Origin of the sequence: Myxococcus sp. AM011, from assembly GCF_013372595.1 — a bacterium.
GTDB classification, from domain to species: Bacteria; Myxococcota; Myxococcia; order Myxococcales; family Myxococcaceae; genus Myxococcus; species Myxococcus eversor.
The window spans coordinates 1-22,376 of the sequence record NZ_JABXEM010000200.1 but is presented as its reverse complement, the minus strand read 5'-3'; the positions used below and the strand labels follow the sequence as shown (position 1 = coordinate 22,376).

Below are 22,376 nucleotides of genomic sequence, written 5' to 3'. Positions count from 1 at the left end.
AAGAGACAGGCCCCTCACCACCGCGCGCACGCGCCCCAGCCGCGATGGCCCCCGGTCCCACTCCGCGCCCAGCTCCACCTCGCCCCGCCTGACACACGTCACCCGCCCGAGGATGCGCGAGGCCGGAATCGGAGGATCCTCGGCCGGCGCATTGTCCCCGCGCAGCGACAGCACGCCCTCGCCCGCTGAACGGACTCGATGCAGGACGAGCGCGTCGTCGAACCGCGCCAGCACCACCTCACCCGGCCGAGGCTCGCCCGACAGCGGCTCCACCCGGGCGAAGTCCCCTGCCCGCAACGACGGCCACATGCTGTCTCCCCGTACGGGAATCCAGCGAAAGGCCGAAGGTGAAGAGAAGGTGGGGGACTCACCCGACATTGCCACGTGAGTGTATCGCAGCGCTCCGAGCGGCGCGAATGAGTCCCGGGGTTTCCCCCTGAACTTCCAGGAGGTTACGAGGTTGCTCTGGTTTTGAACAGAAGGCTCGGAATGCGGAAATTCCGAGCCTTCTGTCTCAGGAGACGCCGGTAGCGTCCGCCCGGGGAGCGGCCGAGTGGGCCCGCACGGTCCGCGCGATATCGTCCAGGGCCACGGGGATGGGCTCCCCTCCAGCCATCGGCTTGAGCTTGGCCTGCCCACTGGTGCGCTCCAGTTCACCGAGCACGAGCGTGAAGCGCGCCCCGCCCTTGTCCGAGCGCTTCATCTGGCTCCTGAGGCTGCCGCCGCGCGTGTCGAAGTCCACGCGAAGGCCCTCGCGCCGCAGTCGGCTGGCCAGGGTGAAGGCCACGTCGTGCGAGCCCGCGTCCGCCACCGCGATGAACAGGTCCGGCGTCGCGCCGAACTTCTGCTGGCTCTCCTTGAGCAGGAGCACCAGCCGGTCCAGTCCACACGCGAAGCCGACGGCGGGCACATCCGGTCCGCCCAGGCTCTTCACCAGCTTGTCGTACCGGCCTCCGCCGCCCACGGTGCTGGCGGTGCCCAGCGCGGGGTGCGAGGCGATGAACTCGAAGACGGTGCGCGTGTAGTAGTCCAGGCCGCGAACCATGCGCGGGTTGACGACGTACTTGATGTCCAGCGCCGTCAGCTTGCGCTGCACGTCATCGAAGTGCGCCTTGCAGGGCTCGCACAGGAACTCGAGCACGTTGGGGCCCTTGGAGGCGACCGCCTGGCATGTCGGGTTCTTGCAGTCGAGCACCCGCAGCGGGTTCTTCTCCATGCGCCGGTGACAGTCGGTGCACAGCTCCTCGATGTGGGCTTGCAGGTACTCCACCAGCTTCGCGTGGTACGCGGGCCGGCACGTCTCGTCCCCCAGCGAGTTGAGGTTGAGCGCGATGTCCTGGAGCCCCAGCTTCTGGAGGAACTGGGCCACCATGTCCATCACCTCGACGTCCTGGGCGGGCTCCTTCGAGCCGTAGGCCTCCGCTCCGACTTGATAGAACTGCCGGTAGCGGCCCGTCTTCATCCGCTCGTACCGGAACATCGGCCCCGTGTAGAACCAGCGCGTCAGCGGCTCCTGGTTCAGGATGGAGTGCTCGATGTACGCGCGCGCCGCCGGAGCAGTGCCCTCGGGACGCAGCGACAGGCTGCGGCCGGCCTTGTCGTCGAAGGTGTACATCTCCTTGCCGACGATGTCCGTCTCCTCGCCCACGCTGCGCACGAACAGCGCCGTGTCCTCCAGCATGGGCGTGCGGATCTCTCCGTAGCCGTAGCGGCCGAACAGCTCCCGCGCCAGGCCCTCCACGTGCTGCCAGATTTCAATCTCCCCTGGCAGCAGGTCGTTCATGCCCTTGACGGCGCTGAGCGTCTGGCTCACGGGAGCACTCCAATGCGCTGCCCCAGGCGAAGCACCGCTTCGTCCTGCATCACCGGGTCCCACTTCACGCGGCCCGGCTCGAACAACAGGATGACGGTGGAGCCCATCTCGAAGCGGCCCAGCTCGCCGCCCTTCTCCACCTTGTAGCCGTCCTGGTACCGGTGCACCTTGCCCGGCTGGCCCGTGTGCGTGGTGATGTCCTCGTAGGACGCCTTGATGCGCGACACACACGTGGCGCCCACCTTCACGACGGCACACTGCCCCGCCGGCGTCTGGAGGTACGTCACCAGCCGCTCGTTGACGCAGAACAGGGCCTGCTTGTTCTTCACCGACGCCGGGTTCACCGGCCAGAACTCACCGGGGATGTACGCGTAGCCCGTAATCGTGCCCGCCAGCGGCGAGTGGATGCGGTGATAGTCGCGCGGCGACAGGTAGATGGTCGTCCAGGCGCCACCGTGGAAGGGCTTCGCCGCCTCCGAGTCACCCAGCAGCTCGTCCACCGTGTACTCGATGCCCTTGGCCTGCAGGCACCGGCCGTGCTCGGAGTAGCCCACCTGCGACACGCGGCCGTCCACCGGGGACACCACGGCCTTCTCGTCCGGGTCGATGGGCCGCAGGCCCGGCTTGAGCGCGCGCGTGAAGAACTGGGCGAACGTCGGGTAGTGCTCGATGGGGTGCTCGGCCTCCGCCATGTCCACGTTGTAGGACTTGGCGAACGCCCGCATGGCCGCCTGGTGCACGGGCGCGGGGATGGGCACTCGCGTGGCCATTCCCACCGCCGTCGACAGGGCGGACTTGGGCAACACGCGCATCAACTTCATGAAGGTCTGTTCGTTCATGGGGCGTCTTTAATTAACGGCCGGCGTCGGTCCCCGCGGGGGGCACCGTCCCGGTCTCTTGCGGCCTCTGCACCGACCGCACGGAGCTCTTGGGCAACAGCATCAACACCCGTCCTTCTTCGACGAGCAGCACCGTGTCCGCATGACCCGGGAACTCCAGGCGGCAGGCCGTGCCGTCCGTCATCTCCCAGGACTCCCGGATGCCGCGCCCCTCCACGTTGATGGGGGCGCCGCGCTTGAAGCAGCCACGGAAGCCGGCGACCAGCTCGTTCGCCGGGGTGCCAATCTGGGGGCCATTCACCGGGCCCGCGTCCGGAGGACCCGCGTCCACCGGCTCGGGAGGCGGCGGAGGAGGCGGCGGCGCCAGCGTCGTGGAGGGCGCGTTCGGGACGACCTCGTGGGCGCTGGCCACGGCCTTGTCGCGCGCGGCGACGCCGTCCTGCATGCGCTTGCGGTTGGTCTGGATGCGCTGGAGCAGCTCCTGCGCGGAGGGCGCGTCCAGGCTGTCCTGGGGCACTCGCTGGAGCTGCGCCTCGATGGACCCCATCTTCGGGTCCAGATACGCCTCATCCAGCTTCTGTGCGTACAGCTCGCGGAACTGACGGGTGGCCTGCTCGTACTCCGCCGAGGGAGGTGGCGGCTCGCGACGACAGGCCGACAGCACCAGCAAGAGGGCGGAGACAAGGGCCGCGAAGGGCCGGAGGGAAGCTCGGAGGACCTGGGGGCGCACGGACCCGGTTTATTTCATTTCCCCCCACCCTGCCCAGTTTTCAGAAGGCGCCGCGTCAAACGCCGAGGAACAGACGCTTGCCGAAGTTGAGCGCCAGGTCCGCGTCGAAGATCTTCTGGGCGGACGTCTCGATGTCGTACTCCACCCGGACGTACTCCACCGTGCGCGCATCCGTGTCGCAGATGACGAAGCACGCGCGGTTGTCGTAGTCGCGCGGCTGGCCCACGCTGCCCACGGAGATGATGTACTTGTAGCCCTTGCGGATGCCGAACTTCTGGGCCACCACGTCGTTCACCTCGCCATTGCCGATGGCGAACGCCCGGCACAGATGGCTGTGGCCGATGAACGTCACCTCCGGCAGCTCCTCCACGTAGGGCGTCAGCTCCCGCGCCTGCTCCAGCGCGAAGATGTACTCGTACGCCTTCGGGTCGATGGGCGAGCCATGGCAGAAGCCCACCTCGCCGATGCGATACGTGTACGGCAGGCTCCTGAGCCAGGCCATGTTCTCGTCCGTGAGGACGTTGGCGGACCAGTCCAGCGCGTGCCGGGCGGCGTCGTAGTAGTACGAGTAGTCCATCCGCCCCGCGACGGCGGCGTCGTGGTTGCCCAGCAGCGTCACTTCCGCCACCGAACGCACCAGCTCACAGCAGGGGTTGGGAGACGCCCCGTAGCCGACGATGTCCCCCAGGGACACGATGCGGTCCACCTTCTGGTGCTCGCAGACGCGGAGAACCTCGGTGAGCGCTTCGATGTTGGAGTGGATGTCGGAGATGACGGCGATGCGCATGGATGCCTCGGTCGGTGGCGCCGCGTTCAGCCGGCCCAGACCGCCTTCACGGGGTTCTTCTGCTGCTGCGAGATGATCCGCCGGAGCCGCCCCAGGGTTTCCGCATCCAGCGCTTCGAACTGGAGACCCATTCCCGGCGGGTACGCACGGTCCTCCTCTTCCCTCAGCCATACCACCGTGGCCGCCGCCTGTACTTCAGGATCATCCGAAGGCGTCAGCCGGAGGACCGCTCGCGCTCCACGCGCCAGCGGCGTGCTCGTCCGCAGGAAGAGACCGCCCTCGCTCAGGTTCGTGATGCGGGCATACAGGGTGACGTTGTCTCCCTCGCACCAGCAGCGCAGCAAGGTGGGTACCCGTGCTGACTTTCGGTTATCGCTCAACCCTCTTCCTTCCCCGAGCACCAAAGGGTGGAAGCCTAGAGACGGCCTGAATCCACCGTCAAGTTCGTGGGTGGGCAAGGACCCCACCCGACCGTCCAGGCGCTCAACGCTCCAGGGGCCCCAAGTCGTCAAAATGGGTCAGCTTCCTGAATTCCGCGAAACGCGCCCGGATCTCCGGGTGCGTCACCTCCCGCAGGCGCTCCAGGCTGAACTTCTCCACGGTGAACGAGGCCATGACGCTGCCCATCACCATCGCCCGGCGCAGCACCGTCGAATCGATGTCCGACGTCGCCGTGGCCAGCGCGCCCATGAAGCCACCCGCGAAGGTGTCACCCGCGCCCGTGGGGTCGAAGACCTCGGCCAGCGGGAAGGCGGGGCAGGCGAAGACGTGGTCCTTCTCGAAGAGGAGCGCGCCGTACTCACCGCGCTTGATGACGACCCGCTGCGGGCCCATGCCGAGGATGGCGCGGGCGGCCTTCACGACGTTGTGCTCGCCGGCGAGCTGGCGCGCCTCCGAGTCGTTGACGAAGAGCAGGTTGACGCGCTGGAGCGTCTTGAGCAGGGCCTCGCGGCTGCCCTGGATCCAGAAGTTCATCGTGTCCGCGGCCACCAGCTTGGGCGAGCGCACCTGATCCACCACGCGCGACTGCAGCTCCGGGTGGATGTTGCCCAGGAAGACGTAGGGCGTGTCGCGGTAGGCGTCGGGCAGCTCGGGCGAGAAGGTCTGGAAGACGTTGAGCTGGGTGTCGAGCGTCTTCGCCTCGTTCAGCTCGTACCCGTAGCGGCCCTTCCAGCGGAAGGTGCGGCCGGGCACCCGGGTGAGGCCCTCCAGGTCGATGCCCCGCCCCTTGAGGAAGCTCAGGTGCGCTTCGTCGAAGTCCTCGCCCACCACGGCGACAATCCGCGCGGGGGTGAAGAACGACGCCGACGTGGAGAAGTAGGTGGCGGACCCGCCGAGGACGTCCTCCTTCTGTCCGAAGGGGGTTTCCACCGAGTCCAGAGCGACGGAGCCGACGACGAGGAGGGACATTGCGAGCTTCCTGGAAATACAGAGGGGGGCACGGTGCCCTGCCAGGAACCCCGTGCCCGTGCCGGGTACGCGGTTTCACGGCTGGCGTCAAGCCGCGCGGCCGTGAAAACCCGCTTAGGGAGTGGGGATGCCCGTGGCCGTGAGGATGGCCTTCAGGTCGTCGTCGGTGAAGAACAAGCCGCCGCCCACGAAGAAGTCGCGACCGGCGATGAGCCGCTGGGTCGCGGTGTCGCGCTGCTGGGCGTTGAGCATGTCATCCATGCCCGCGACGACGAACAGATGGTCGAACGCCTGAGCCCGCAGCGTGGCGCGCAGCCGGGGATAGCGCAGCTCGTCCGCCGCGAAGTTGAAGGCGTCCATCTTCAGGGTGAGCGCGTCGTCGAACAGGTGCAGGTCCGCGCCCACGCCGCCGGTGGACTCGATGAGACCCACGCGCAGCGTGGTGAAATACCAGCGCTTGGCGAACTGGGCGCTGATCCTCAGGCTCTCCTTCGTCACCTTGCGGGTCTGGATGACCGGGTCACCCTCGGACGGCGGGTTGGTCTGCACCACCTCCGTCGACACCGTGCCGCGCGGGTCGTCCACCAGCTCCAGCAGGTAGTACTTGTCCGGCTTGGGGATGAGCCGCACGGAGAAGACGTTCTTGGAGCGGCCCTGGGCGGCCAGATAGCTGCTCTGGATGCCGACTTCCGTCTGGAGGTCGGTGAGCTTGGAGGCGAAGCGGGCCACGTCCTGCACCGTCTCGCGGACCTCGCGGCCCACGCTCTCGTCGGTGAGCAGCACGCCCGCGGCGCCCTCGCCGTCCTTCACCTTGCGGGTGATCTCCTCCAGGTTGCCCAACGTGCTGTCCAGCTTGGTCAGCGTCTGCTTCAGGCTGGCGACGCTCTCCTTGAAGTCACCCTCCCCGCTCCCGACGATGTTCTTGACGCTGGCGAGCACCTCGCGAACGTCGCGGGTGATGAACTCGATGTTGTCGACGATGCGCCCGACGTCGGCCTGGTTGCTCTGGGTGATCGTCCGCACGTCGGTCGACACGCCCTCGAAGTTCGCGAGGATGACGTCCAGCCGGTCCGCGTTGCGGCGCACCGTCGCGTCCACCGAGTCCGACAGCCGCACCAGGTTCTCGACGATGCGCTGGAGCGAGCCCGCGCCGCGCTCTCCGCCGAGCACCTCGCGCAGCGCGCCCGTCACCTGCTGGATGTCGGAGGTGATTTGCGACAGCGACTCGAAGATGGCCTCCATGCCCTGCGTGTCGATGACCCGGCGGATCTGCCCGCCGTTCTCCAGCTTGGGGGCATTCTCCGTGCCGGGATTCAAGTCCAGCAGGTAGTCGCCCAGGAGCGACTCCGAGCGCTTGGTGACGACCGCGTCCTCGCGCAGGTCCACGTCGTTGCGGATCTTCAGGACGACCCGCGCGCGCGTTCCCTCCAGGATGATGTCGTCAATCTCGCCCACCCGGATGCCGGCGATCTGCACCCGACCGCGCACCGCGAGGCCCGACGCGTCCCGGAAATAGGCCCACACGCGCGTGGAGTCACTGTCGCTCAGGCCGCCTTCTCGCGCGAACAGCACGAAGGAGACGAAAAAAGCCCCCGCGGCGATGACCAGCAGGCCAACACGGAAGGGCGTAACGAGCTTCTTCACCTGATGTGACTCCGAGGGCTACCGGCCGGGCGCGACTCTAACGTTTTGCATCTGGAGTGCCACATTTTCCTGAAAGCGCACCCCTGGCGGGGCGCCCGCCCTCAGTTCTTCCCGAACCACGTCTCCAGGAACACCTTCACCGCGGGGTGCTGCGACTCGCGCAGCTCCTCCGGAGTCCCGTGCGCCACGATGACGCCCTTGGAGAGGAAGGCGATCTGATCCCCCACGTTGAACGCCGAGGAGATGTCGTGGCTGATGACCACGCTGGTGACGCCCAGCCCCTTCTGCGCCGCCAATATCATCTCGTCCACGTAGTCCGTCGTGATCGGGTCCAACCCCGTCGTCGGCTCGTCGTAGAGGACGATTTTCGGGTCCAGCACGACGGCGCGCGCCAGCCCCACCCGCTTGCGCATGCCGCCCGACAAGTCCGCGGGGAACTTCGACTCCACCTCCCGTTTGAGCCCCATCAAGTCCAGCTTGGAGCGGACCTTGGCGTACAGCTCGTCCTCGGAGAGGCGGGTGTGCTCGCGCAGGGGGAAGGCGACGTTCTCGAACACCGTCATGGAGTCGAAGAGGGCCGCGGCCTGGAACACCATGCCGAACTTGTTGCGCACGCGCTGCAGGTCATCGACGCCCATGGGGACGATGTCCTCGCCGTCGATGATGACCTTGCCGCTGTCGGGATGAAGCAGGCCGATCATGTGCTTCATCAGCACCGTCTTCCCGGAGCCGGAGCCGCCGAGGATGACGCACGTGCTGCCCGCGGGCACGCTCAGGTTGATGCCGGTGAGGACCTTGTTCTCGCCGAACGTCTTGTGCAGGTCCACGATGTCGATCATCGGCTTCGTGGACGCGCCGGCTTCGGGTCTGGACGGAGGAGCGGAGGCAGCCATCAGTGCATCACGACGCCCACGATGAAATCGAGGATGAAGATGGACAGCGCGCTGGCCACCATCGCCTCGGTCGTCGCCTGACCCACGCCCTTGGCACCGCCAGACGCGTTGAAGCCCTTGTAGCAACAGATGAGCGCCACGGAGACGCCGAACACGGCGCCCTTGATGACGCCCTCGTAGATGTCGATGGGCTCCAGCCACTGCTGGGTGCGCGTCAGGAAGGTGCCCGGGGAGATGCCCAGCCCGCCCACCGCGACGAAGTAGGCGCCCGACATGCCGGCGGTGCTGAACAGGATGGTCAGCATGGGGACCATGAACAGCCCGGCCAGGACGCGCGGCACCAGCAGGTACTGCACCGGGTTGACGGCCATGGTCTCCAGCGCGTCCACCTGCTCGGTGACGCGCATGGTGCCCAGCTCCGTGCACATGGCGGAGCCGGCACGCATGGTGACCATCAGCGCGGAGAACACCGCCGCCAACTCGCGCGTCAGCGTCAGCGCCACCGTGGGGCCCACCAGGCTCTCCGCGTCGAAGAGCGCGAAGGCCTCCGACGTCTGGAGGGCGAACACCATGCCGGTGAACAGGCCCGTCAGGCCGACGATGAAGATGGAGCCCACCCCCACGAAGTCCAGCTGGGCGAACAGGTTCTGGAGGCGAAAAGGGCGCCTGACGCTCCAGCGGGCCACGTCGAAGGCGAGCGTCACGACGCCGCCAATGGTGCTGACGACGTCGATGAGGCCCTTGCCGAAGCTGGCCACCGACTGGGCGAGGATCCCGGGCTCGGGGGGGGCCGGCTTGCTGGGGGTCTGCGTGGTCATGCGCTCAGACGCCTACTCTTACGTGACCCGATGGAGGGCACAAGCGAAGTGTTCCCTCCCCGGCCTCAGTGCTACGTCACCAGGCGGGCGGGCGACGAAGGGACTACCTCACTTCGGAGCGATGCGTTTATGTTCCGCGCCCCTTTCTTTCCAAGCCCGGTGCCCGCGAGGCGCACCGGGCCGAGAACTCAGACGAACATGGCAACTCATAAGGTCGGCGGCGAGGTGGACGCATACTGCACCCGCTGCAAGCTCACCCTCGCGCACATCATCCTGGCGATTGTGGGAACGAAGATCGCTCGGGTGCGCTGCAACACCTGCAACGGGGACCACGCCTACCGAGGCGCCCCCGGCACGACGGACCGCCCCGCTCCGGCCCCGCGCCGGTCCTCTGGCCTGTCCAAGGCGGAGAAGATCATCATCTCCTTCGAGGAGCAGCTCGCGGGCAAGGACGTCGCCAACGCGCCTCGCTACAGCCCGAAGGACACGTACAGCGTGGATCAGGTCATCCAGCACCCGACGTTCGGCGTGGGGCTGGTGACGGCGGTGCGGGGAGACAAGGTGGACCTCACCTTCCGCACCGACACCAAGACGCTGGTGCACGGCCGTGGCGGCGCCCCCTCGGAGAAGCCGGCCTTCAGCCCGCCCGTCCGGCAGGTCACCGGCCCCGCGGACAAGCCCCAGCTCGCTCCCTCGGATGCCCCCGCGGACGCGCCTGTCGGGGAATCCCCTGTCAACGGGGATTGACCGAGGTCCGCTGGGAGGGTGAAGTCTGGCGGTACTGCTCGTGCGCACCCGCCCGCCGCCCTTCCCGCCGTTCCTCGTGCTGCTGGCCCTGGTCGCTACGACGGCCATGGCGGCGGAGCCCCAGGACTCCGGGTTGGAGGTGCTCGTCACCCCGGCCCGCGTCGTCCTCGGGCGGGACACGGCCGTCGCGTTGGAGGTCCGCGTGCCCTCGGGCGCGGGGCCGGTGCGAGCCGTGGCTTCCTCGGGCCGGTTCTCCGAGGAGCGCCTGGACGGAGGCGCCCGACGCATCTTCCGCTGGACGCCGCCTCCCGTCCGATATCCCCTGGTGGCGGTGTTCGCGTTCTGGGTCGAGGCCGGTGACGGCCCTCCCCAGGTGACGCTGTTCCGGCTCGCGCTGCTCGGCCAGACGACGCTCGACGTGGTCACCGCGCCTGGCGCCACCGTCGAAGTGCTTCTCGGGGACAAGCGCTTCGGCCCCATCCAGGCGGATGCCCGGGGCAAGGCTCGCGTTCCGGTGGAGGTTCCTCCCGGCGTCGCCTCCGCGCGCGTCCTCGCCACCCGAGGCGAGCTGCGCACGGACGCGGCCACGCCCCTGGATGCGCCCCACGCGAGCCCCCGCGTGGTGGTGCTCACACCGGCTCCCCTCCCCTCTGACGGAGGGTGGTTGTTTGTCGCTGGAGACGGCCCCATCGACGTGGACACGCTGAGCCTGTCCGTCGACGGCGCCCGGTTCGAGCCCGTGCCGGGAGACGCCGACGTCGCGCGCTTCCGAATCATCCCCGAGCCCCAGGCCACCGCCGTCACCGCGGTCGTCCACTCGCCTGGCACGGACGAGGCCCGCACCCGGGCCGAGGTGAAGCGCGCGCCCGTGGCCGCGGCGCCGCCGGTGGTGCCCGCGCCGCCCGTCGTCGTCGCGCCTGTCGTCATGTGGCGTCCGGCGCTTCACGTGCTCGCGGGGGCCTCGTTCGCGAGCGGCGACAACACGGGGCCCTTCGGCGTGCTGGGCGGGTCGGTGGCCTCGCCGTGGTGGAGCGGCAGGCTCGCCGCGGAGCTCGAGGTGGGCGTGCGGGGCGCGACGTTCAACGGGACGGTGGGCGCGTTGGGCGCGGTGCGCTCGCGGGTGCTGGCGGTGCCCCTTCTTGTGTCGGTGCGCGCGGAGGTGCTCCAAGTCGCGGCGTTCACCCTGTACGGCCGAGCAGGAGGAGGACTGGCGCCTTTCCGCCATCGACTCCGCAGTGACTTCCAGGCGGAGGTGAAAGAGAGCAAGCTTTCGGGCATGGGGTTTCTGGCCATCCAGGGCGCGTACCGATTCGGGCGCTGGAGCGCGCTGGGAGAGCTGCGGGGCGCCTGGGCACCGGCGAGCACGCCCCTGCTGGATGCGCAGCTCGGCGGTGTGTCCGCGTTGCTGGGAATGAGGTTCGAGCCATGACGCGCCTCACCGTGCTCCTCGCGCTGCTGTTGTCGGCCTGCGGCTCGAGCGCGGTGCTCCCCGCGCCCACCATCCGCTCGGTGAGTCCGCAGGAGGCCCATGTCGGCTATCTCGGCACCATCCGCGTGACGCTCGACGTGGTGTTCCCCATCCGCGTGGACTACTCGCGGCAGGAGGCGAGCGCGGGGACCGGCGTGCGGCTGTGGTTCGGTGAAGTGGAAGCCCCGCTGCGTGACTTGGATGCGGAGGGCACGCTCTCCGCGGACGTGCCTTCGGGACTTGAGCCGGGCACGCACGATGTCCGCGTCGTCCTGGCGGATGGGCGCGAGGCGCTCCGCGTGGACGGCTTCACCGTCATCGAGGAGGTCGTCCTCGACGAGGATGGAGGTGTCGCGGAGGTGCCCGACGGGGGCATCTTCGTCGCGGATGGTGGTCCTGAGGTCGACGGGGGCACCTCCGCGCCGGACGGCGGTCCGACTCCAGGCACGCCGATGAAGGAAGGCGACATCACCGGCTTCGAGTTCGACGTGGTGCCGGAGCAGACCCGGGGCCAGCCCTTCGTCGTCACGGTGCGCGCGCTGGGCCCGCGCGCGGAGGAGTTCGAGGACAAGCTGGACCTCACCGTGAGCAGCTCCAACGGCGGCGTCAGCCCCACCTCCCTGGACATGTTCGTCGCGGGCGTCTGCGCACAGTCCATCTCCGTGAACGCCCAGGGCGCCAACGTGACGCTGACGGTGACGGACCGCTTCGGCGTCAAGGGCACGTCCAACAGCTTCAGGGTGAAGTAACCCGCGTCGTCGTCAGGCCAGCGTGAGGCGCAGCAGCTCCCGGACGCGGCTCATGTCCGGCGGCAGGGGCGCCTCCACCGCGCGGGCCTCCACACCGGGCAGCGCGGGCCACTCCACGCGCGCGGCATGCAGCGGCGTGCGCGCGAGGACGACGTCGTCCCCCTGCCCTCCCAGCTCCTTCTCGAGCCATGGGGTGTCCCGGCCGTACTGGTGGTCCAGGAGCAGCGGGTGTCCCAACGAGAGCAGGTGCACGCGAATCTGGTGCGTGCGCCCGGTGAGCGGCTCGGCCTCCACCAGCGTGGCGGCGTCAAAGCTCTCCACCGGCCTCACGCGGGTGCGGGACGCCTTCGCGTCCGCTTCTCCGGGACGGGCCACGCGCATGCGGCCCTTGCGAGCGGCCACCAGCGGCGCGTCCACGAGGGCGGGCGCATCGATGCGTCCCTCCACCAGCGCCACGTAGCGCTTGCGCACCTTGCCGCCCTCGAAGGCCACGGAGAGCGAGCGGTGCACCTGTGCGTCCAGCGCGAAGACGAGCGCGCCAGACGTGTCGCGATCCAACCGATGCACCACGAAGACTTTCTGCCCGCGCTGCGTCTCCAGCGCGTCCCTCAGGGAGGGGCCGCCATCACGCCCGGGGATGACCGGCACCCCGGGCGGCTTGTCCACCACCAGCAGTCCTCCCCCTTCGAAGAGGATGCGAACCTCCGTCACTCGTACTCCGAGGCCTGCACCACGGAGATGGGGCCAAGCCCGCGCAGCTGCTTCTTCACCGCGTCCGCCTTGCCCAGCACGACGATGGTGGGCGGCTCGGCGAAGCAGTACTTCTTCGCCACCGCGGCCACCTGCTTCGGCGTCACCGCGCGAAGCCTGTCGCGGAAGTTCACCACCCAGTCGTCACCGAGCCCGTTCAGGCGGATGTCGGCGATGCTGCTGGCGATGGACTCGTTTGTCTCGGTGCGCAGCGGGTAGAGGCCGCCCATGTACGCCTGCGCGTCCCGCAGCTCTCCCGGCTTGATGCCGGAGTCGCGCATCTTGGCGATCTCCGCCAGCGACACGTCGATGATCTCCCGCGTCGACTCCGTCTTGGTGAACGTCGACAGCGCGAAGATGCCCGCGGCGCTCATCGCGTCGAACCAGCAGCCGATGCCGTACGTGAGGCCCCGGTTGACGCGGACCTCGTTCATCAGGCGCGACGTGAAGCCGCCGCCCAGGGCCACGTTCATCGCGGTGGACGGGAAGTAGTCCTCGTGGCCCGTGCGGTAGCCCGGGCCGCCCATGCGCACCTGCGACTGCGTCTGGTCCGGCTTGTCCACCACGATGACCTTGCCGGCCTTCGCCACCTTGGCCAGCGGCGGGATGACCAGGGGCGCATCGGGGCCGCCCGTCCAACCGGCGAAGGCCTCCTCGGCCGCGGCGGCCACGCGCTTGGGGTCCACCGAGCCCACCACCACCAGCATGGCGACCTTCGGCCCCATGCGCTGCTGGTGGAAGCGGACCACGTCGTCCCGCGTGAAGGTCGCCACCGTCTTCGCCGAGCCGCTCACGTCGTGCCCGTAGGGATGATTCCCCCACAGCGCCTGGACCAGGGCCCGGTCGGCGATGACGGACGGCTCGTCCAAATCATTGGCGAACTGGGCCAGCGCCCGCTCGCGCGCGTCCACCACTTCCGACTCCGGGAAGCTGGGCTCCTTCACGAGCTGGCCCATGATGCCCAGCATCTGCGCGAAGTGCTCGGCCGGGGTGGTGATGGCGACGGACAGGGTGTCCTCGCCCACGCCCACGCCCAGGCTGGCGCCGACGAACTCCACGGCCTCGTCGATGGCCTCCGCGCTCAGGCGGCGCGTGCCCCGGCGCAGCAGCCGGCCCGCGAAGTCCGCGATGCCGTGCTTGCCCGCGAGGTCCGTGGCGCTGCCGGCGCGAATCACCAGCCGCATGGAGACCATGGGCAAAGGGCCGCGCTCGGCGGCGACCACCCGCAGCCCGCTGGAGGTGAGGCTCTCGTGCAACGTGGGGAACACCAGGGCGCGGCTGGCCGAACTGGTGACGGGCGCGGCCTTGCGAGAGGCCGTCTTGCGAGGCGCGGACTTCGTGGCCCGGGCCGCCGTCTTCTTCGCGGCGCGGCGGGGGGAGGACTTCGGGGTTCGGCTCTTCTTGCGGGAGGCCATGGGAGGCAATCAGCTTTCTGCGGAAGGCGCGGGCAGCAGCGTCACGACGGAGCGCCGCTCGGGGAGGAGGTACTTCGCGACGGCGGCCTTCACCTGCTCGCTCGTCACGGCGGCATAGGCCGAGGGCAGCGTGAGGACGTGACGCCAGTCGCCCAGCAACGCCTCGTAGTTGCCCATGGCATGCGCGCGGCCGTTGTTGGTGCCCAGCTCGCGCAGGTGGTCCGAGCGCAGGTTGTTGAGCGCCTTCTGGAGCTCGCGGTCCGTGATTCCGTCGCGCGCCAGCTTCTCCAGCTCCGTGTACAGCGAGGCCTCCGCCTTCTGCGGGTCCGCGCCCGGCTTGAGCTCCAGGAAGAAGAGGACGGTGCCGGGGTCGATGCGCCAGCCCCAGTCGAGGCCCACGCCCACCACCACCTTCTGCTCGTACACCATGGAGCGGGTGAGGCGGCTGCCCTCCCCCTTCGTGAGCACGTACTGCGCCACGTCCAGGGCCAGCGTGTCCTCGTCGCGCGCCGCCGGGCCCCGGTAGCCGATCATCACCGCCGGGGACTGCGCGGGGTGGCGCACGGTGGCGCGGCGCTCACCGCGCTGCTCGGGCTCCGCGTTGATGACGGGCAGCGGCGCGGGGCCTCGGGGGATGTCGCCGTAGTAGCGGCGCACCAGCGCCAGCGTCTTCTTCGGGTCGATGTCACCCGCGATGTAGAGCATCGCGTTGTTGGGGGCGTAGTAGGTGCGGAAGTACGCCTGGCAGTCCTCGCGGGAGATGTTTTCGATATCGGCCAGCCATCCAATCACCGGCCAGCGGTACGCGTGCGCCTTGTAGACGAGCGAGTCCAGCTCCTCGCCCATCATCCCGCCGATGTCGTTGTCCATGCGGACGCTGCGCTCTTCCTTCACCACCTCGCGCTCGCTGGTCAGCATCTCCTGGGAGATGCGCAGCGAGCGCATCCGGTCCGACTCCAAATCCAGCACCGTCTCCAGCGCGTCGGAGGCGAAGTCGTCGTAGTACACCGTCATGTCGTGGGACGTGTACGCGTTGGAGCTGCCGCCGTTGGACTCCAGCGTCTTGTCGAACATCTTGGGGCCGTACTTCTTGGCCCCGTTGAACATCATGTGCTCGAAGAGGTGGCTGATGCCGGTGATTCCGGGGCGCTCGTTGCGGCTGCCCACGTTGAAGAAGGTGTAGAGGCTGACGACGGGGGCCAGGTGGTTGGCGAGCAGTCGCACCTGGAGGCCATTGGGAAGCGTGGCCTCGTGCACGTCGAACAGGGACTGGAGGGCGGGGTCCGCGGCGCGGGCGGGAGCGGGGGTCTTCGGGGAAGCCTTGCGCATAGGCCCCCAACGTATACAGGGCGGGGCTACAGGTCCACGACACCTTCACGCAGGGCCATCACGACGGCTTCCACGTGAGAGTTGACGCCCATCTTCCGGTAGATATGTGACAGGTGTGTCCGGACGGTGCGGCGCTCCAGCGTCATCACGTGGCCCACCTCCGCGTTGGACAGTCCCTTGGCCACGTAGCCCAGCACCTCGAACTCGGTGGGCGTCAGCTTCCAGGGGTTGTCCGCCTTCTTCTCGGGCGTGGCGGGCTTGCCCTGGATGGACTGGAAGTAGTTCCAGAAGCGACGGGCGATGATGGCTTCCAGCACGGTGCCACCCGCCATCACCTCGTGGATGCCGGCGCGAATCTTCTCCGGGCCCACGCGCTTCACCAGGTAGCCGGACGCGCCGGCCTGGATGGCCTCGTAGACCTTCTGCTCGTCGTCGAACGAGGTGAGGATGAGGATCTCCACCTCCGGCGCCCGGCGCTTCACCTTCTGCGTCACCTGGATGCCGTTGATGCCCGGCAGCTCCAAATCCAGCAGCACGAGCTGCGGCCGGAGGCGGACGATGTCCTCCACCGCGGACTCGCCCTCCTGGCTGCTGCCCACGACTTCCAGCTCGTCGAACGTGCTCAGCACCTTGAGCAGGTTCTTGAGCAGCTGCGGCTGGTCCTCGACGACGAAGATGCGAGTGCGGTCCATGGTCACCGTCGGGGGGGCACGCGGAAGTCCAGCACGTGCACTTCGTGGGTCTTTCCCTTCACGATGCGGACCGGCGTCTTCTTCACCTCACCGGTCGACAGCGCGATCATCAAGACCTCGTAGGAGCCGGTGCGCACCGGGTAGCGCTTCACGGGCGTCGTGCGGCTGATGAGGTCACCATCGAGGAACACCTTCGCGGGGATGTTGGACTCGACGGTCAGGTAGCCGCGCACCTTGGCGGGGGGCTTGTTGAGCGAGACGACCGTCTCCTCCAGCTCCTCCCGAGGCTCCGGCGCGCGGGGAGCGGCGGCCCTCGGAGGCGGTGCCGCGGGGCGGGCAATCGGCGTCGGGTCCGGCGGGAGGACGAGGACGTCGGCGGGCGTCTCCGGCTCCTGGGGCGTCTCGCCGCCCAGGCGCCACGCGGCGATGACAAAGGTGGTGAGTCCGACGAGCGCCAGCACTCCCGCGATGGCGACCAGCCTCCCGCGGCGATGCTCCGTCTCGCGGATGCTCCGCGCCTGCTGGGTGTTCACCCGAGGGAGTTGCTGCGCGGGGAGCGCGGGTGCGGAAGGCGGCGGCATCGCGATGTCGTCGCGCTGTCCCGGGTGGGCCACCGCGGGGATCGGGTCCGCCAGCGTGCGCGGCCCCTTCTCCACGGGCGGCGCGCGTTTGGCGCGGGCGGCGGAGCGGCGGCCCGCGACGGAGAACTCCTCGTCATCGTCGGCGGGAGGGCTCGGTGAAGAGAAGTCCTCCATCACACGCATGCGCGGATTGCGAGCCTGAGGACGCGCGGCCCCCTGCCCCGCTCCGCCACCCTGGGCGCCATAGGGACGGCGCGGCTTGGCGGGAGCGGCGCCCGGAGGCGCTTCCCAGCTCTGCTCGACCTCGGCGCTCCGCGTCCCCTCCGTCCAGTCTCCTTCAGGCAGGCGCGCCTCGGACTCCGGAGCGCTCGCGGCGGACGGAGCGATATCCGGCTCGTAGTCCTCCGGCCGGTACTCCTCGAAGCCGGGCGTCGACTCCACGGTCTCCGCGCGGGCCTCCGTCTCGCTGAGCGCGCGGCTGTAGGGCGTGCGCTGGACGATGGATGCCTCGGGCTCCTCGGCGCCCAGGCCCAGGTCATCCATCTCCGCGCCGGAGATGGCCTCCAGCGAGAAGGGCTCCTTGAACGGCGGGGCCGCGAGGCTCGCGATGCTGACCTCGTTGGGGAACAGCTCGGTGACGAAGCGGCGCACGTCATCCGCGCCCGGCATGCCGCCGCTGGCGGAGAGGAAGTTGCGCAGTGCGTTCGAGAACTCCGCGCAGGAGCGGAACCGCCGCCCCGCGTTGGGCTCCAGCGCGCGGAGCACCAGCGGATCCAACCGGGCGTTGATGCGGCGGTCCAACCGGCTGGGCGGAGGCAGTCCTTCGCTGCGGCGGGTGGAGACGCCGCTGCCGGGAATCACCGGCTCGCGCTGCGTGAGCAGCTCGTAGGCGATGGCCCCCAGCGAGTACACGTCGGAGGACTCCGTGGCGTCCTCTCCGCGCGTGACTTCGGGCGCTCGGTACGTCCCACGGCCCCGGCCCGCGAAGGACTTGCGCAGCTGCGGCACCGCCAGCAGCGCGCGCATCGCGCCGAAGTCACAGATGGCGGGCAGGCCATTGCGGCTCAGCACCACGTTGCCCGGAGTGATGGCCCCGTGGAGGACGCCCGCGTCGTGCGCGTGCTGCACGGCGTCCAGCAACTGGATGATGATGTAGAGGGCGACCGCCGACGGGAGGACGACCTCCTTGGTGTGGAGGCGCTGGAGCGCGGTGCCCAGGAGCGCGCCGTCCACGTCCTCGCGCACCACGGCGAGCCGCTGACGCGCCACGCCCATGTCGATGACGTGGAGGATGCCCGGGTGGCGCACGGACTGGAGCAGGCGGGTCGTCTCGGCCAGGTCCAGCGCGTAGGCGGGGTCCGACGTCTTGGGGTGGAAGAGCTTCACCACCACCTCGGCCGAAGGGGCCTGGATGGCTTCGTAGAGCTCCGCCAGCTCTCCGGTCTCGATTCGACCCGTCAGACGATACGTGGCGCTCATCGCTTCTTTCGCGCCGGGCGGCGGCGAGTCACTGCGGAAAAGACGAAGCCACACCAGACGCACGACTCGCCGCGTCGGCCTGGTGGCAGCTCCAGGGTACAGCCCGGGCAGCGCGGGCGCGCTCGCCGGGACACCGTCGTCGAGGGCTCGGCCGCTCGCCCGGAAGCAGTGCTCCGCGGGCCCGCGCCAGGACGAGGAGCCGCGGCGCGAAGCCGTGCCTCCAGGCGTCGCACCCGGTCCTCGAGCGCGGCGACCCGGGTGGCCAGGCGCGCATGGACTTCCTCGGGAGTCTCCGAGGGCTGACGTCGAACGGGCGAACGCATCGCGGTCCAAGAGCGTGCCATGCCCGTCCAGGGCCCTCAAGGACCGAGCCGCGGACACGTACGCGTGTTATGTGTGGACGTCCCGTGGCTCCAACCCTGTCCCCCTTCCGTCCGATCCCCGGCGGGCCCTCTCCGGACCCGCTGCATGGGAGCTTTCGTTCACCCCTGAACCGCGCGCGCGCGGAGTCAGCGGCCCAGCACGCCCAGCAGCTCCTCGAAGACGAGGCGCTGACGCGACTGCTCACCACGCCGCGTGCCCCCACCCGGGACGCCGTGCCGAGGGCGCGTGAGGTCTTCGTCAATCGCAACCTGCGCATGTCCGGCGTCGAGTTGATCGGCTTCGACATGGACTACACGCTGGCCATCTACCACATGCGCCGGCTGGAGCAGCTGTCGTTCGACATGACGCTGGCCAAGCTCATCAGCGAGTACCACTACCCTCCGCTGGTGGGGAACCTGCTCTACGACCACCATTTCGTGATGCGCGGGCTCGCGGTGGACCGCCTCAACGGAAACATCCTCAAGATGGACCGCTTCGGCCACGTGGGCCGCGCGTACCACGGGCTGCGTCCGTTGAAGTCGGAGGTGCAGCGGGAGCTGTACCGCAACAAGCGCGTGCGGCTGCGCAACCCCCAGTTCGCGTGGAACGACACGCTGTTCGCGCTGCCGGAGACGTGCCTGTTCGCGGGCATCATCGAGCTGCTGGAGTCGCTGGGTCAGAGCGTCGACTACGGCAAGCTCTACGATGACATCCGCGAGGCCATCGACGCGGTGCACCGGGACAACTCGCTCAAGCGCGAGGTGCGCAAGGATCTGGGCCGGTACGTGTTCCTGGATCCAGAGCTGGGGCCCGCGTTGCACAAGCTGCGCTCGGGCGGCAAGCGGTTGTTCCTGCTGACCAACTCCGCGTGGGACTACACGGACGCGGTGATGAAGTACCTCTTGGACGGGCAGTTGCCGGAGTACCCGAGCTGGCGCAACTACTTCGACGTCGTGGTGACGGCCGCGGGCAAGCCGGGCTTCTTCACCGATGCCCGGCCGTTCCTGGAGCTGGACACGTCGACGGAGGAAGGTCGCTCCGTGGGCGAGGCCACGTCGTTGGACCGGGGGAAGGCATACTCGGGCGGCAACCTGGCGCGCTTCGAGGAGCTCACGGGCTACCGGGGTGAGAACATCCTGTACGTCGGCGACCACATCTACGGCGACATCCTCAAGTCGAAGAAGTCGTCGCTGTGGCGCACGTGCATGGTGGTGCAGGAGATTGAAGATGAGATCACCTACACCGCCACGCGGCGCGAGGAGATCGGCACCCTCACCCAGATGGAGATCCTCCGCGAGCGCCTGGACGACGAGGTCAACCACCACAAGACGCTGCTCAACCTCCTGGAGCGGCGGTTGGAGCGCGAGCCGCTGACGCCGGAGGATCGCGAGTCCGTGGAGGAGCAGCGCCGGCTGTTGAAGGCGGAGCTGGACAAGATGCGTCGCGCGCTGAAGGACGCGACGGGCATCGCCGACACGCTGGAGGAGGACGTCGAAGAGGGCTTCAACCCGTACTGGGGCCTGCTGTTCAAGGAAGGCAACGAGAACAGCCGCTTCGGCTACCAGGTGGAGCAGTACGCGTGCCTCTACACGAGCCGCGTCTCCAACTTCCTGCACCACTCGCCCATGCAGTACTACCGCTCGCCGCGAGATCAGATGCCGCACGAGCAGGCCGGCGCGCTGTCCGCGCGACTGTCTCCCATGGGTGGAGAAGGGCCGCCCAAGGGCGCTGGGAAGGACTGAAGCGCCCTCCCCTCCGCGCACCCGCTACCGGACGGGTGCGCGGGTGCCGAGGAAGGCCATGGCGGTGTGGCGGACGTCGCTGTTCGGGTCGTTCTGCCCCGCCCAGGCGAGGATCTCCGCGACGCCCGGAGCGTTGCGGAGGTTCGTTCCGAGCAGGCGCACTGCTTCGATTCGCACCGCCTCCACCGCGTCCTGGCGAATCACCTGCGCCAGGGCCGGAATCTGGGGTGCCAGGGCGCGGAAGCTGGTCGCGAAGATGGCCGCGCGACGCACCTCCGGGGCCATGTCGCCCAGCATGACGGCGGACACCATCCGGTCCGCGTCAGGGCCTGGAATGAGTCGCAGCGCCTCCGCCGCCGCCTCGCGGACGATGGGCGATGGATCTCTCAGCGCTTCCTGGAGCGTGGGCAGCACCCGCACATCGGCGGTGTTGGCCAGCGCGCGGAGCTGGAGCGCACGCGCCTGAGGTGTCTGCGCGGTCGCCACGGATCGCATCAACTCCCTCATCAGTGATTCTCCCTGCGCCCCTCCCTGGGCCAGGGCGTTCCTCGTCGCATTGCCCAGGGCCAGCGTCGCGGTGCCGCGAAGCTCCTGTTGGGTACTGCCCGAGAGGGCTCGCAGTGCATCGATGCCCTCGGCCGTCGGGGCCTCCGCCGCGCCGAGCGCCGCCGTTGCATCGACTCGGACGGGCAACGCCAGGGTGCCATCGCTCGCGACCTGGCCCAGGGCTCGGACCGCCTCGGGCGTGCTGGCGGCCGACAGCGCGCCGAGCATGCTGCTGTAGGTGTTGCGATCCTCCTCGCCTCGGAGCTGTCCGGGGACGGCCAATGCCGACGCCGGCTCCAACTGGAACAGGGCCTTCAGTCGCGCCATGAGCTGGGCGGTGGCCTGTCCATTCGCGCCCTCCTCCCGAGGAAGCTGTCGGAGCTTGCCGGCGAGGTCCTCCAACCGGGCGCCCGCGACCTGTCGCCGCAGCTCCTCGCGAGGATCCGCCGGAGCGAACACCTGCGTGGCCAGCGACGCCTTCCCCAGGTGCTTGCGTCTCGCGTCGAGCATGCCGATGAGCGTGGGCACGCGACGTACGGACGTGCGCAGCAGGGATACCTGGACCTCGCCCAGGATGGGAGGCGCCCCGTCATTCGAGTTCAGCTCCAGTCGCTCCTGGCCCTCGAGCGACTTCGGCCAGAGCTCGTCCCCCAGGATGATGGTCGTGCGGGAGCGGGTCGCGACCTGGACGGAGGCGGCAATCGCGCGCAGTCCCTCGGGGGACGCCAGCCGGAGGTAGCGCGCCTTGGACTTCACATAGGGCTGGCCGGCGGAGCCCTGGTAGTCCGCGACGTATTGCCCGGTCACATCCAGTTCCTGGGCCTGCCAGGTGTCCTGGGGCGCATCCGGCATGACGAACTGGGTCGACGCGACGAGCGAGCGCAGGAAGTTCTGCGCCACGGGATTCACGCCCAACTCGAAGTATGTCACCAAGGCCGCTCCCTGCGCGTTGAGCGTCACGTAGAACGGCTGCTGGAGGTGGCCGAGCATCTCCGGGCGGCGCTTGTCGTCCAGTGAGTCCTGTCCCTCGGACTCGAAGGTGATGCTCCCCGCGCGCACCAACACCTGAAGGTCCACCTGGTCGCCGTGGACGCCCACCACGCCCAGGCTCAGCTCGCCCGTCAGGCCCATGCGCACGGTGGGCGGCGCATTCCGGGCGGGCTGACCGAACGAGAGCCGCTGCTCGGTGGAGACGGTGTAGACGAACTGCGTGCCAGGAACCCACGCGCGTCGCCACCGGTCCGTGGACGTGGGGATCGGAGCAGGCATCGGCGGCGGCATGGGTGCCGAGGGACGTGGGGACACGGCGACTTCGGCGGGGGGATGGGGCTGCGACGCTTCTTTCCTGGCGAGGAGCGCGACGAGTCCCAGGGCGAGGACGAGGAAGACAGTGGCTGTAAGCCAGTGGCGACGGGGCACGGGAGGTCCTGGAGGAAGCGAAGGGAGTCCGGCGGCGAGGTCCACCGCCGGGAGTGATGCGAGGAGACCGCGTCACGTGGCGCGGTCTCCTACATGGGCCATTGCGGCCTGCTTCGAACTAGAGGCAGGGCATGGGGCGCAGTCCCTCGCCCGCCACCGTGG

Annotated in this window: 20 protein-coding genes; 4 read left to right on the top strand and 16 right to left on the bottom strand. The window is 69.0% G+C overall.

Translation table 11 applies throughout. From position 1 onward, the window contains the following. From HUW62_RS33195 to HUW62_RS33150, 10 genes are all read right to left on the bottom strand, one after another. On the bottom strand, positions 1–378 hold a 378-nt coding region (locus HUW62_RS33195), incomplete at its 3' end, for a S24/S26 family peptidase (RefSeq protein WP_255203778.1). 136 nt (positions 379–514) lie between these two features. Beyond that, a complete protein-coding gene (gene hisS, locus HUW62_RS33190) occupies positions 515–1,783 on the bottom strand; it encodes a histidine--tRNA ligase (protein ID WP_217911691.1) in 1,269 nt (422 codons plus the stop codon). A 26-nt stretch (positions 1,784–1,809) separates the two neighbouring features. Then, entirely contained in the window at positions 1,810–2,652 is an 843-nt protein-coding gene (asd, locus tag HUW62_RS33185) for an archaetidylserine decarboxylase (protein ID WP_176436693.1), read from the bottom strand. Positions 2,653–2,665: 13 nt separating this feature from the next. Continuing rightward, positions 2,666–3,382, bottom strand: a complete 717-nt coding sequence (locus HUW62_RS33180) for a hypothetical protein (protein ID WP_163869827.1) — start codon at positions 3,380–3,382, stop codon at positions 2,666–2,668. Between the two features lie 55 nt (positions 3,383–3,437). Further along, entirely contained in the window at positions 3,438–4,169 is a 732-nt protein-coding gene (locus HUW62_RS33175; RefSeq protein WP_163869826.1) for a metallophosphoesterase, read from the bottom strand. Positions 4,170–4,195: 26 nt separating this feature from the next. Further along, entirely contained in the window at positions 4,196–4,549 is a 354-nt protein-coding gene (locus tag HUW62_RS33170) for a TIGR02266 family protein (protein ID WP_176436692.1), read from the bottom strand. Positions 4,550–4,652: 103 nt separating this feature from the next. Next, positions 4,653–5,579, bottom strand: a complete 927-nt coding sequence (locus HUW62_RS33165; protein ID WP_163869825.1) for a PfkB family carbohydrate kinase — start codon at positions 5,577–5,579, stop codon at positions 4,653–4,655. Between the two features lie 114 nt (positions 5,580–5,693). Continuing rightward, positions 5,694–7,223: an MlaD family protein gene (locus HUW62_RS33160; RefSeq protein WP_163869824.1), complete on the bottom strand. Its 1,530-nt coding sequence runs from the start codon at positions 7,221–7,223 to the stop codon at positions 5,694–5,696. A 101-nt stretch (positions 7,224–7,324) separates the two neighbouring features. Then, positions 7,325–8,062 (bottom strand): ABC transporter ATP-binding protein, encoded by a 738-nt coding sequence (locus HUW62_RS33155; RefSeq protein ID WP_163869882.1) that lies wholly within the window; start codon positions 8,060–8,062, stop codon positions 7,325–7,327. Between the two features lie 53 nt (positions 8,063–8,115). Further along, the gene (locus HUW62_RS33150; RefSeq protein WP_163869823.1) at positions 8,116–8,934 is read right to left on the bottom strand and encodes an ABC transporter permease; all 819 of its coding nucleotides are present in this window, start codon (positions 8,932–8,934) and stop codon (positions 8,116–8,118) included. Between the two features lie 198 nt (positions 8,935–9,132). On the opposite strand from HUW62_RS33150, the gene HUW62_RS33145 reads away from it, so the two are divergent. The 3 genes from HUW62_RS33145 to HUW62_RS33135 are packed head-to-tail and all read left to right on the top strand — an operon-like array spanning position 9,133 to position 11,898. Then, positions 9,133–9,681, top strand: a complete 549-nt coding sequence (locus HUW62_RS33145; RefSeq protein WP_163869822.1) for a hypothetical protein — start codon at positions 9,133–9,135, stop codon at positions 9,679–9,681. A gap of 40 nt (positions 9,682–9,721) precedes the next feature. Continuing rightward, positions 9,722–11,110 (top strand): hypothetical protein, encoded by a 1,389-nt coding sequence (locus tag HUW62_RS33140; protein ID WP_176436691.1) that lies wholly within the window; start codon positions 9,722–9,724, stop codon positions 11,108–11,110. Continuing rightward, positions 11,107–11,898 (top strand): hypothetical protein, encoded by a 792-nt coding sequence (locus tag HUW62_RS33135; RefSeq protein WP_176436690.1) that lies wholly within the window; start codon positions 11,107–11,109, stop codon positions 11,896–11,898. The genes HUW62_RS33140 and HUW62_RS33135 overlap by 4 nt, the downstream gene beginning before the upstream one ends. Before the next feature lie 12 nt (positions 11,899–11,910). Here HUW62_RS33135 and HUW62_RS33130 read toward each other — a convergent pair whose 3' ends face one another. The 5 genes from HUW62_RS33130 to HUW62_RS33110 are packed head-to-tail and all read right to left on the bottom strand — an operon-like array spanning position 11,911 to position 18,144. Next, positions 11,911–12,609 (bottom strand): RluA family pseudouridine synthase, encoded by a 699-nt coding sequence (locus HUW62_RS33130; protein WP_176436689.1) that lies wholly within the window; start codon positions 12,607–12,609, stop codon positions 11,911–11,913. Continuing rightward, positions 12,606–14,063 carry a pitrilysin family protein gene (locus HUW62_RS33125; RefSeq protein ID WP_176436688.1) on the bottom strand — a complete coding sequence of 486 codons (1,458 nt, stop codon included), beginning with the start codon at positions 14,061–14,063 and terminating at the stop codon, positions 12,606–12,608. The genes HUW62_RS33130 and HUW62_RS33125 overlap by 4 nt, the downstream gene beginning before the upstream one ends. Positions 14,064–14,072: 9 nt before the next feature. After that, entirely contained in the window at positions 14,073–15,392 is a 1,320-nt protein-coding gene (locus tag HUW62_RS33120; protein ID WP_163869817.1) for a pitrilysin family protein, read from the bottom strand. Between the two features lie 26 nt (positions 15,393–15,418). Further along, the gene (locus tag HUW62_RS33115; protein WP_176436687.1) at positions 15,419–16,084 is read right to left on the bottom strand and encodes a response regulator transcription factor; all 666 of its coding nucleotides are present in this window, start codon (positions 16,082–16,084) and stop codon (positions 15,419–15,421) included. 2 nt (positions 16,085–16,086) lie between these two features. After that, positions 16,087–18,144, bottom strand: a complete 2,058-nt coding sequence (locus HUW62_RS33110) for a serine/threonine-protein kinase (protein WP_176436686.1) — start codon at positions 18,142–18,144, stop codon at positions 16,087–16,089. A 392-nt stretch (positions 18,145–18,536) separates the two neighbouring features. Here HUW62_RS33110 and HUW62_RS33105 point away from each other — a divergent pair, with 392 nt between their 5' ends. Then, the gene (locus HUW62_RS33105; protein ID WP_176436685.1) at positions 18,537–20,249 is read left to right on the top strand and encodes an HAD-IG family 5'-nucleotidase; all 1,713 of its coding nucleotides are present in this window, start codon (positions 18,537–18,539) and stop codon (positions 20,247–20,249) included. Between the two features lie 24 nt (positions 20,250–20,273). On the opposite strand, the gene HUW62_RS33100 is transcribed toward HUW62_RS33105, so the two are convergent. After that, positions 20,274–22,064, bottom strand: coding sequence for a HEAT repeat domain-containing protein (locus HUW62_RS33100; RefSeq protein WP_240357048.1), 1,791 nt, complete (start codon positions 22,062–22,064; stop codon positions 20,274–20,276). Positions 22,065–22,376 lie beyond the last annotated feature (312 nt).

Bases quoted from the DNA above. Each gene is read 5' to 3' on its own strand.
- HUW62_RS33135 (WP_176436690.1), top strand. From the start codon at position 11,107: ATGACGCGCCTCACCGTGCTCCTCGCGCTGCTGTTGTCGGCCTGCGGC.
- HUW62_RS33115 (WP_176436687.1), bottom strand. From the start codon at position 16,084: ATGGACCGCACTCGCATCTTCGTCGTCGAGGACCAGCCGCAGCTGCTC.
- HUW62_RS33175 (WP_163869826.1), bottom strand. From the start codon at position 4,169: ATGCGCATCGCCGTCATCTCCGACATCCACTCCAACATCGAAGCGCTC.
- HUW62_RS33155 (WP_163869882.1), bottom strand. From the start codon at position 8,062: ATGATCGACATCGTGGACCTGCACAAGACGTTCGGCGAGAACAAGGTC.
- HUW62_RS33145 (WP_163869822.1), top strand. From the start codon at position 9,133: ATGGCAACTCATAAGGTCGGCGGCGAGGTGGACGCATACTGCACCCGC.
- hisS (WP_217911691.1), bottom strand. From the start codon at position 1,783: ATGAACGACCTGCTGCCAGGGGAGATTGAAATCTGGCAGCACGTGGAG.
- asd (WP_176436693.1), bottom strand. From the start codon at position 2,652: ATGAACGAACAGACCTTCATGAAGTTGATGCGCGTGTTGCCCAAGTCC.
- HUW62_RS33100 (WP_240357048.1), bottom strand. From the start codon at position 22,064: ATGCCTGCTCCGATCCCCACGTCCACGGACCGGTGGCGACGCGCGTGG.
- HUW62_RS33165 (WP_163869825.1), bottom strand. From the start codon at position 5,579: ATGTCCCTCCTCGTCGTCGGCTCCGTCGCTCTGGACTCGGTGGAAACC.
- HUW62_RS33120 (WP_163869817.1), bottom strand. From the start codon at position 15,392: ATGCGCAAGGCTTCCCCGAAGACCCCCGCTCCCGCCCGCGCCGCGGAC.
- HUW62_RS33150 (WP_163869823.1), bottom strand. From the start codon at position 8,934: ATGACCACGCAGACCCCCAGCAAGCCGGCCCCCCCCGAGCCCGGGATC.
- HUW62_RS33105 (WP_176436685.1), top strand. From the start codon at position 18,537: ATGTGTGGACGTCCCGTGGCTCCAACCCTGTCCCCCTTCCGTCCGATC.
- HUW62_RS33110 (WP_176436686.1), bottom strand. From the start codon at position 18,144: ATGAGCGCCACGTATCGTCTGACGGGTCGAATCGAGACCGGAGAGCTG.
- HUW62_RS33125 (WP_176436688.1), bottom strand. From the start codon at position 14,063: ATGGCCTCCCGCAAGAAGAGCCGAACCCCGAAGTCCTCCCCCCGCCGC.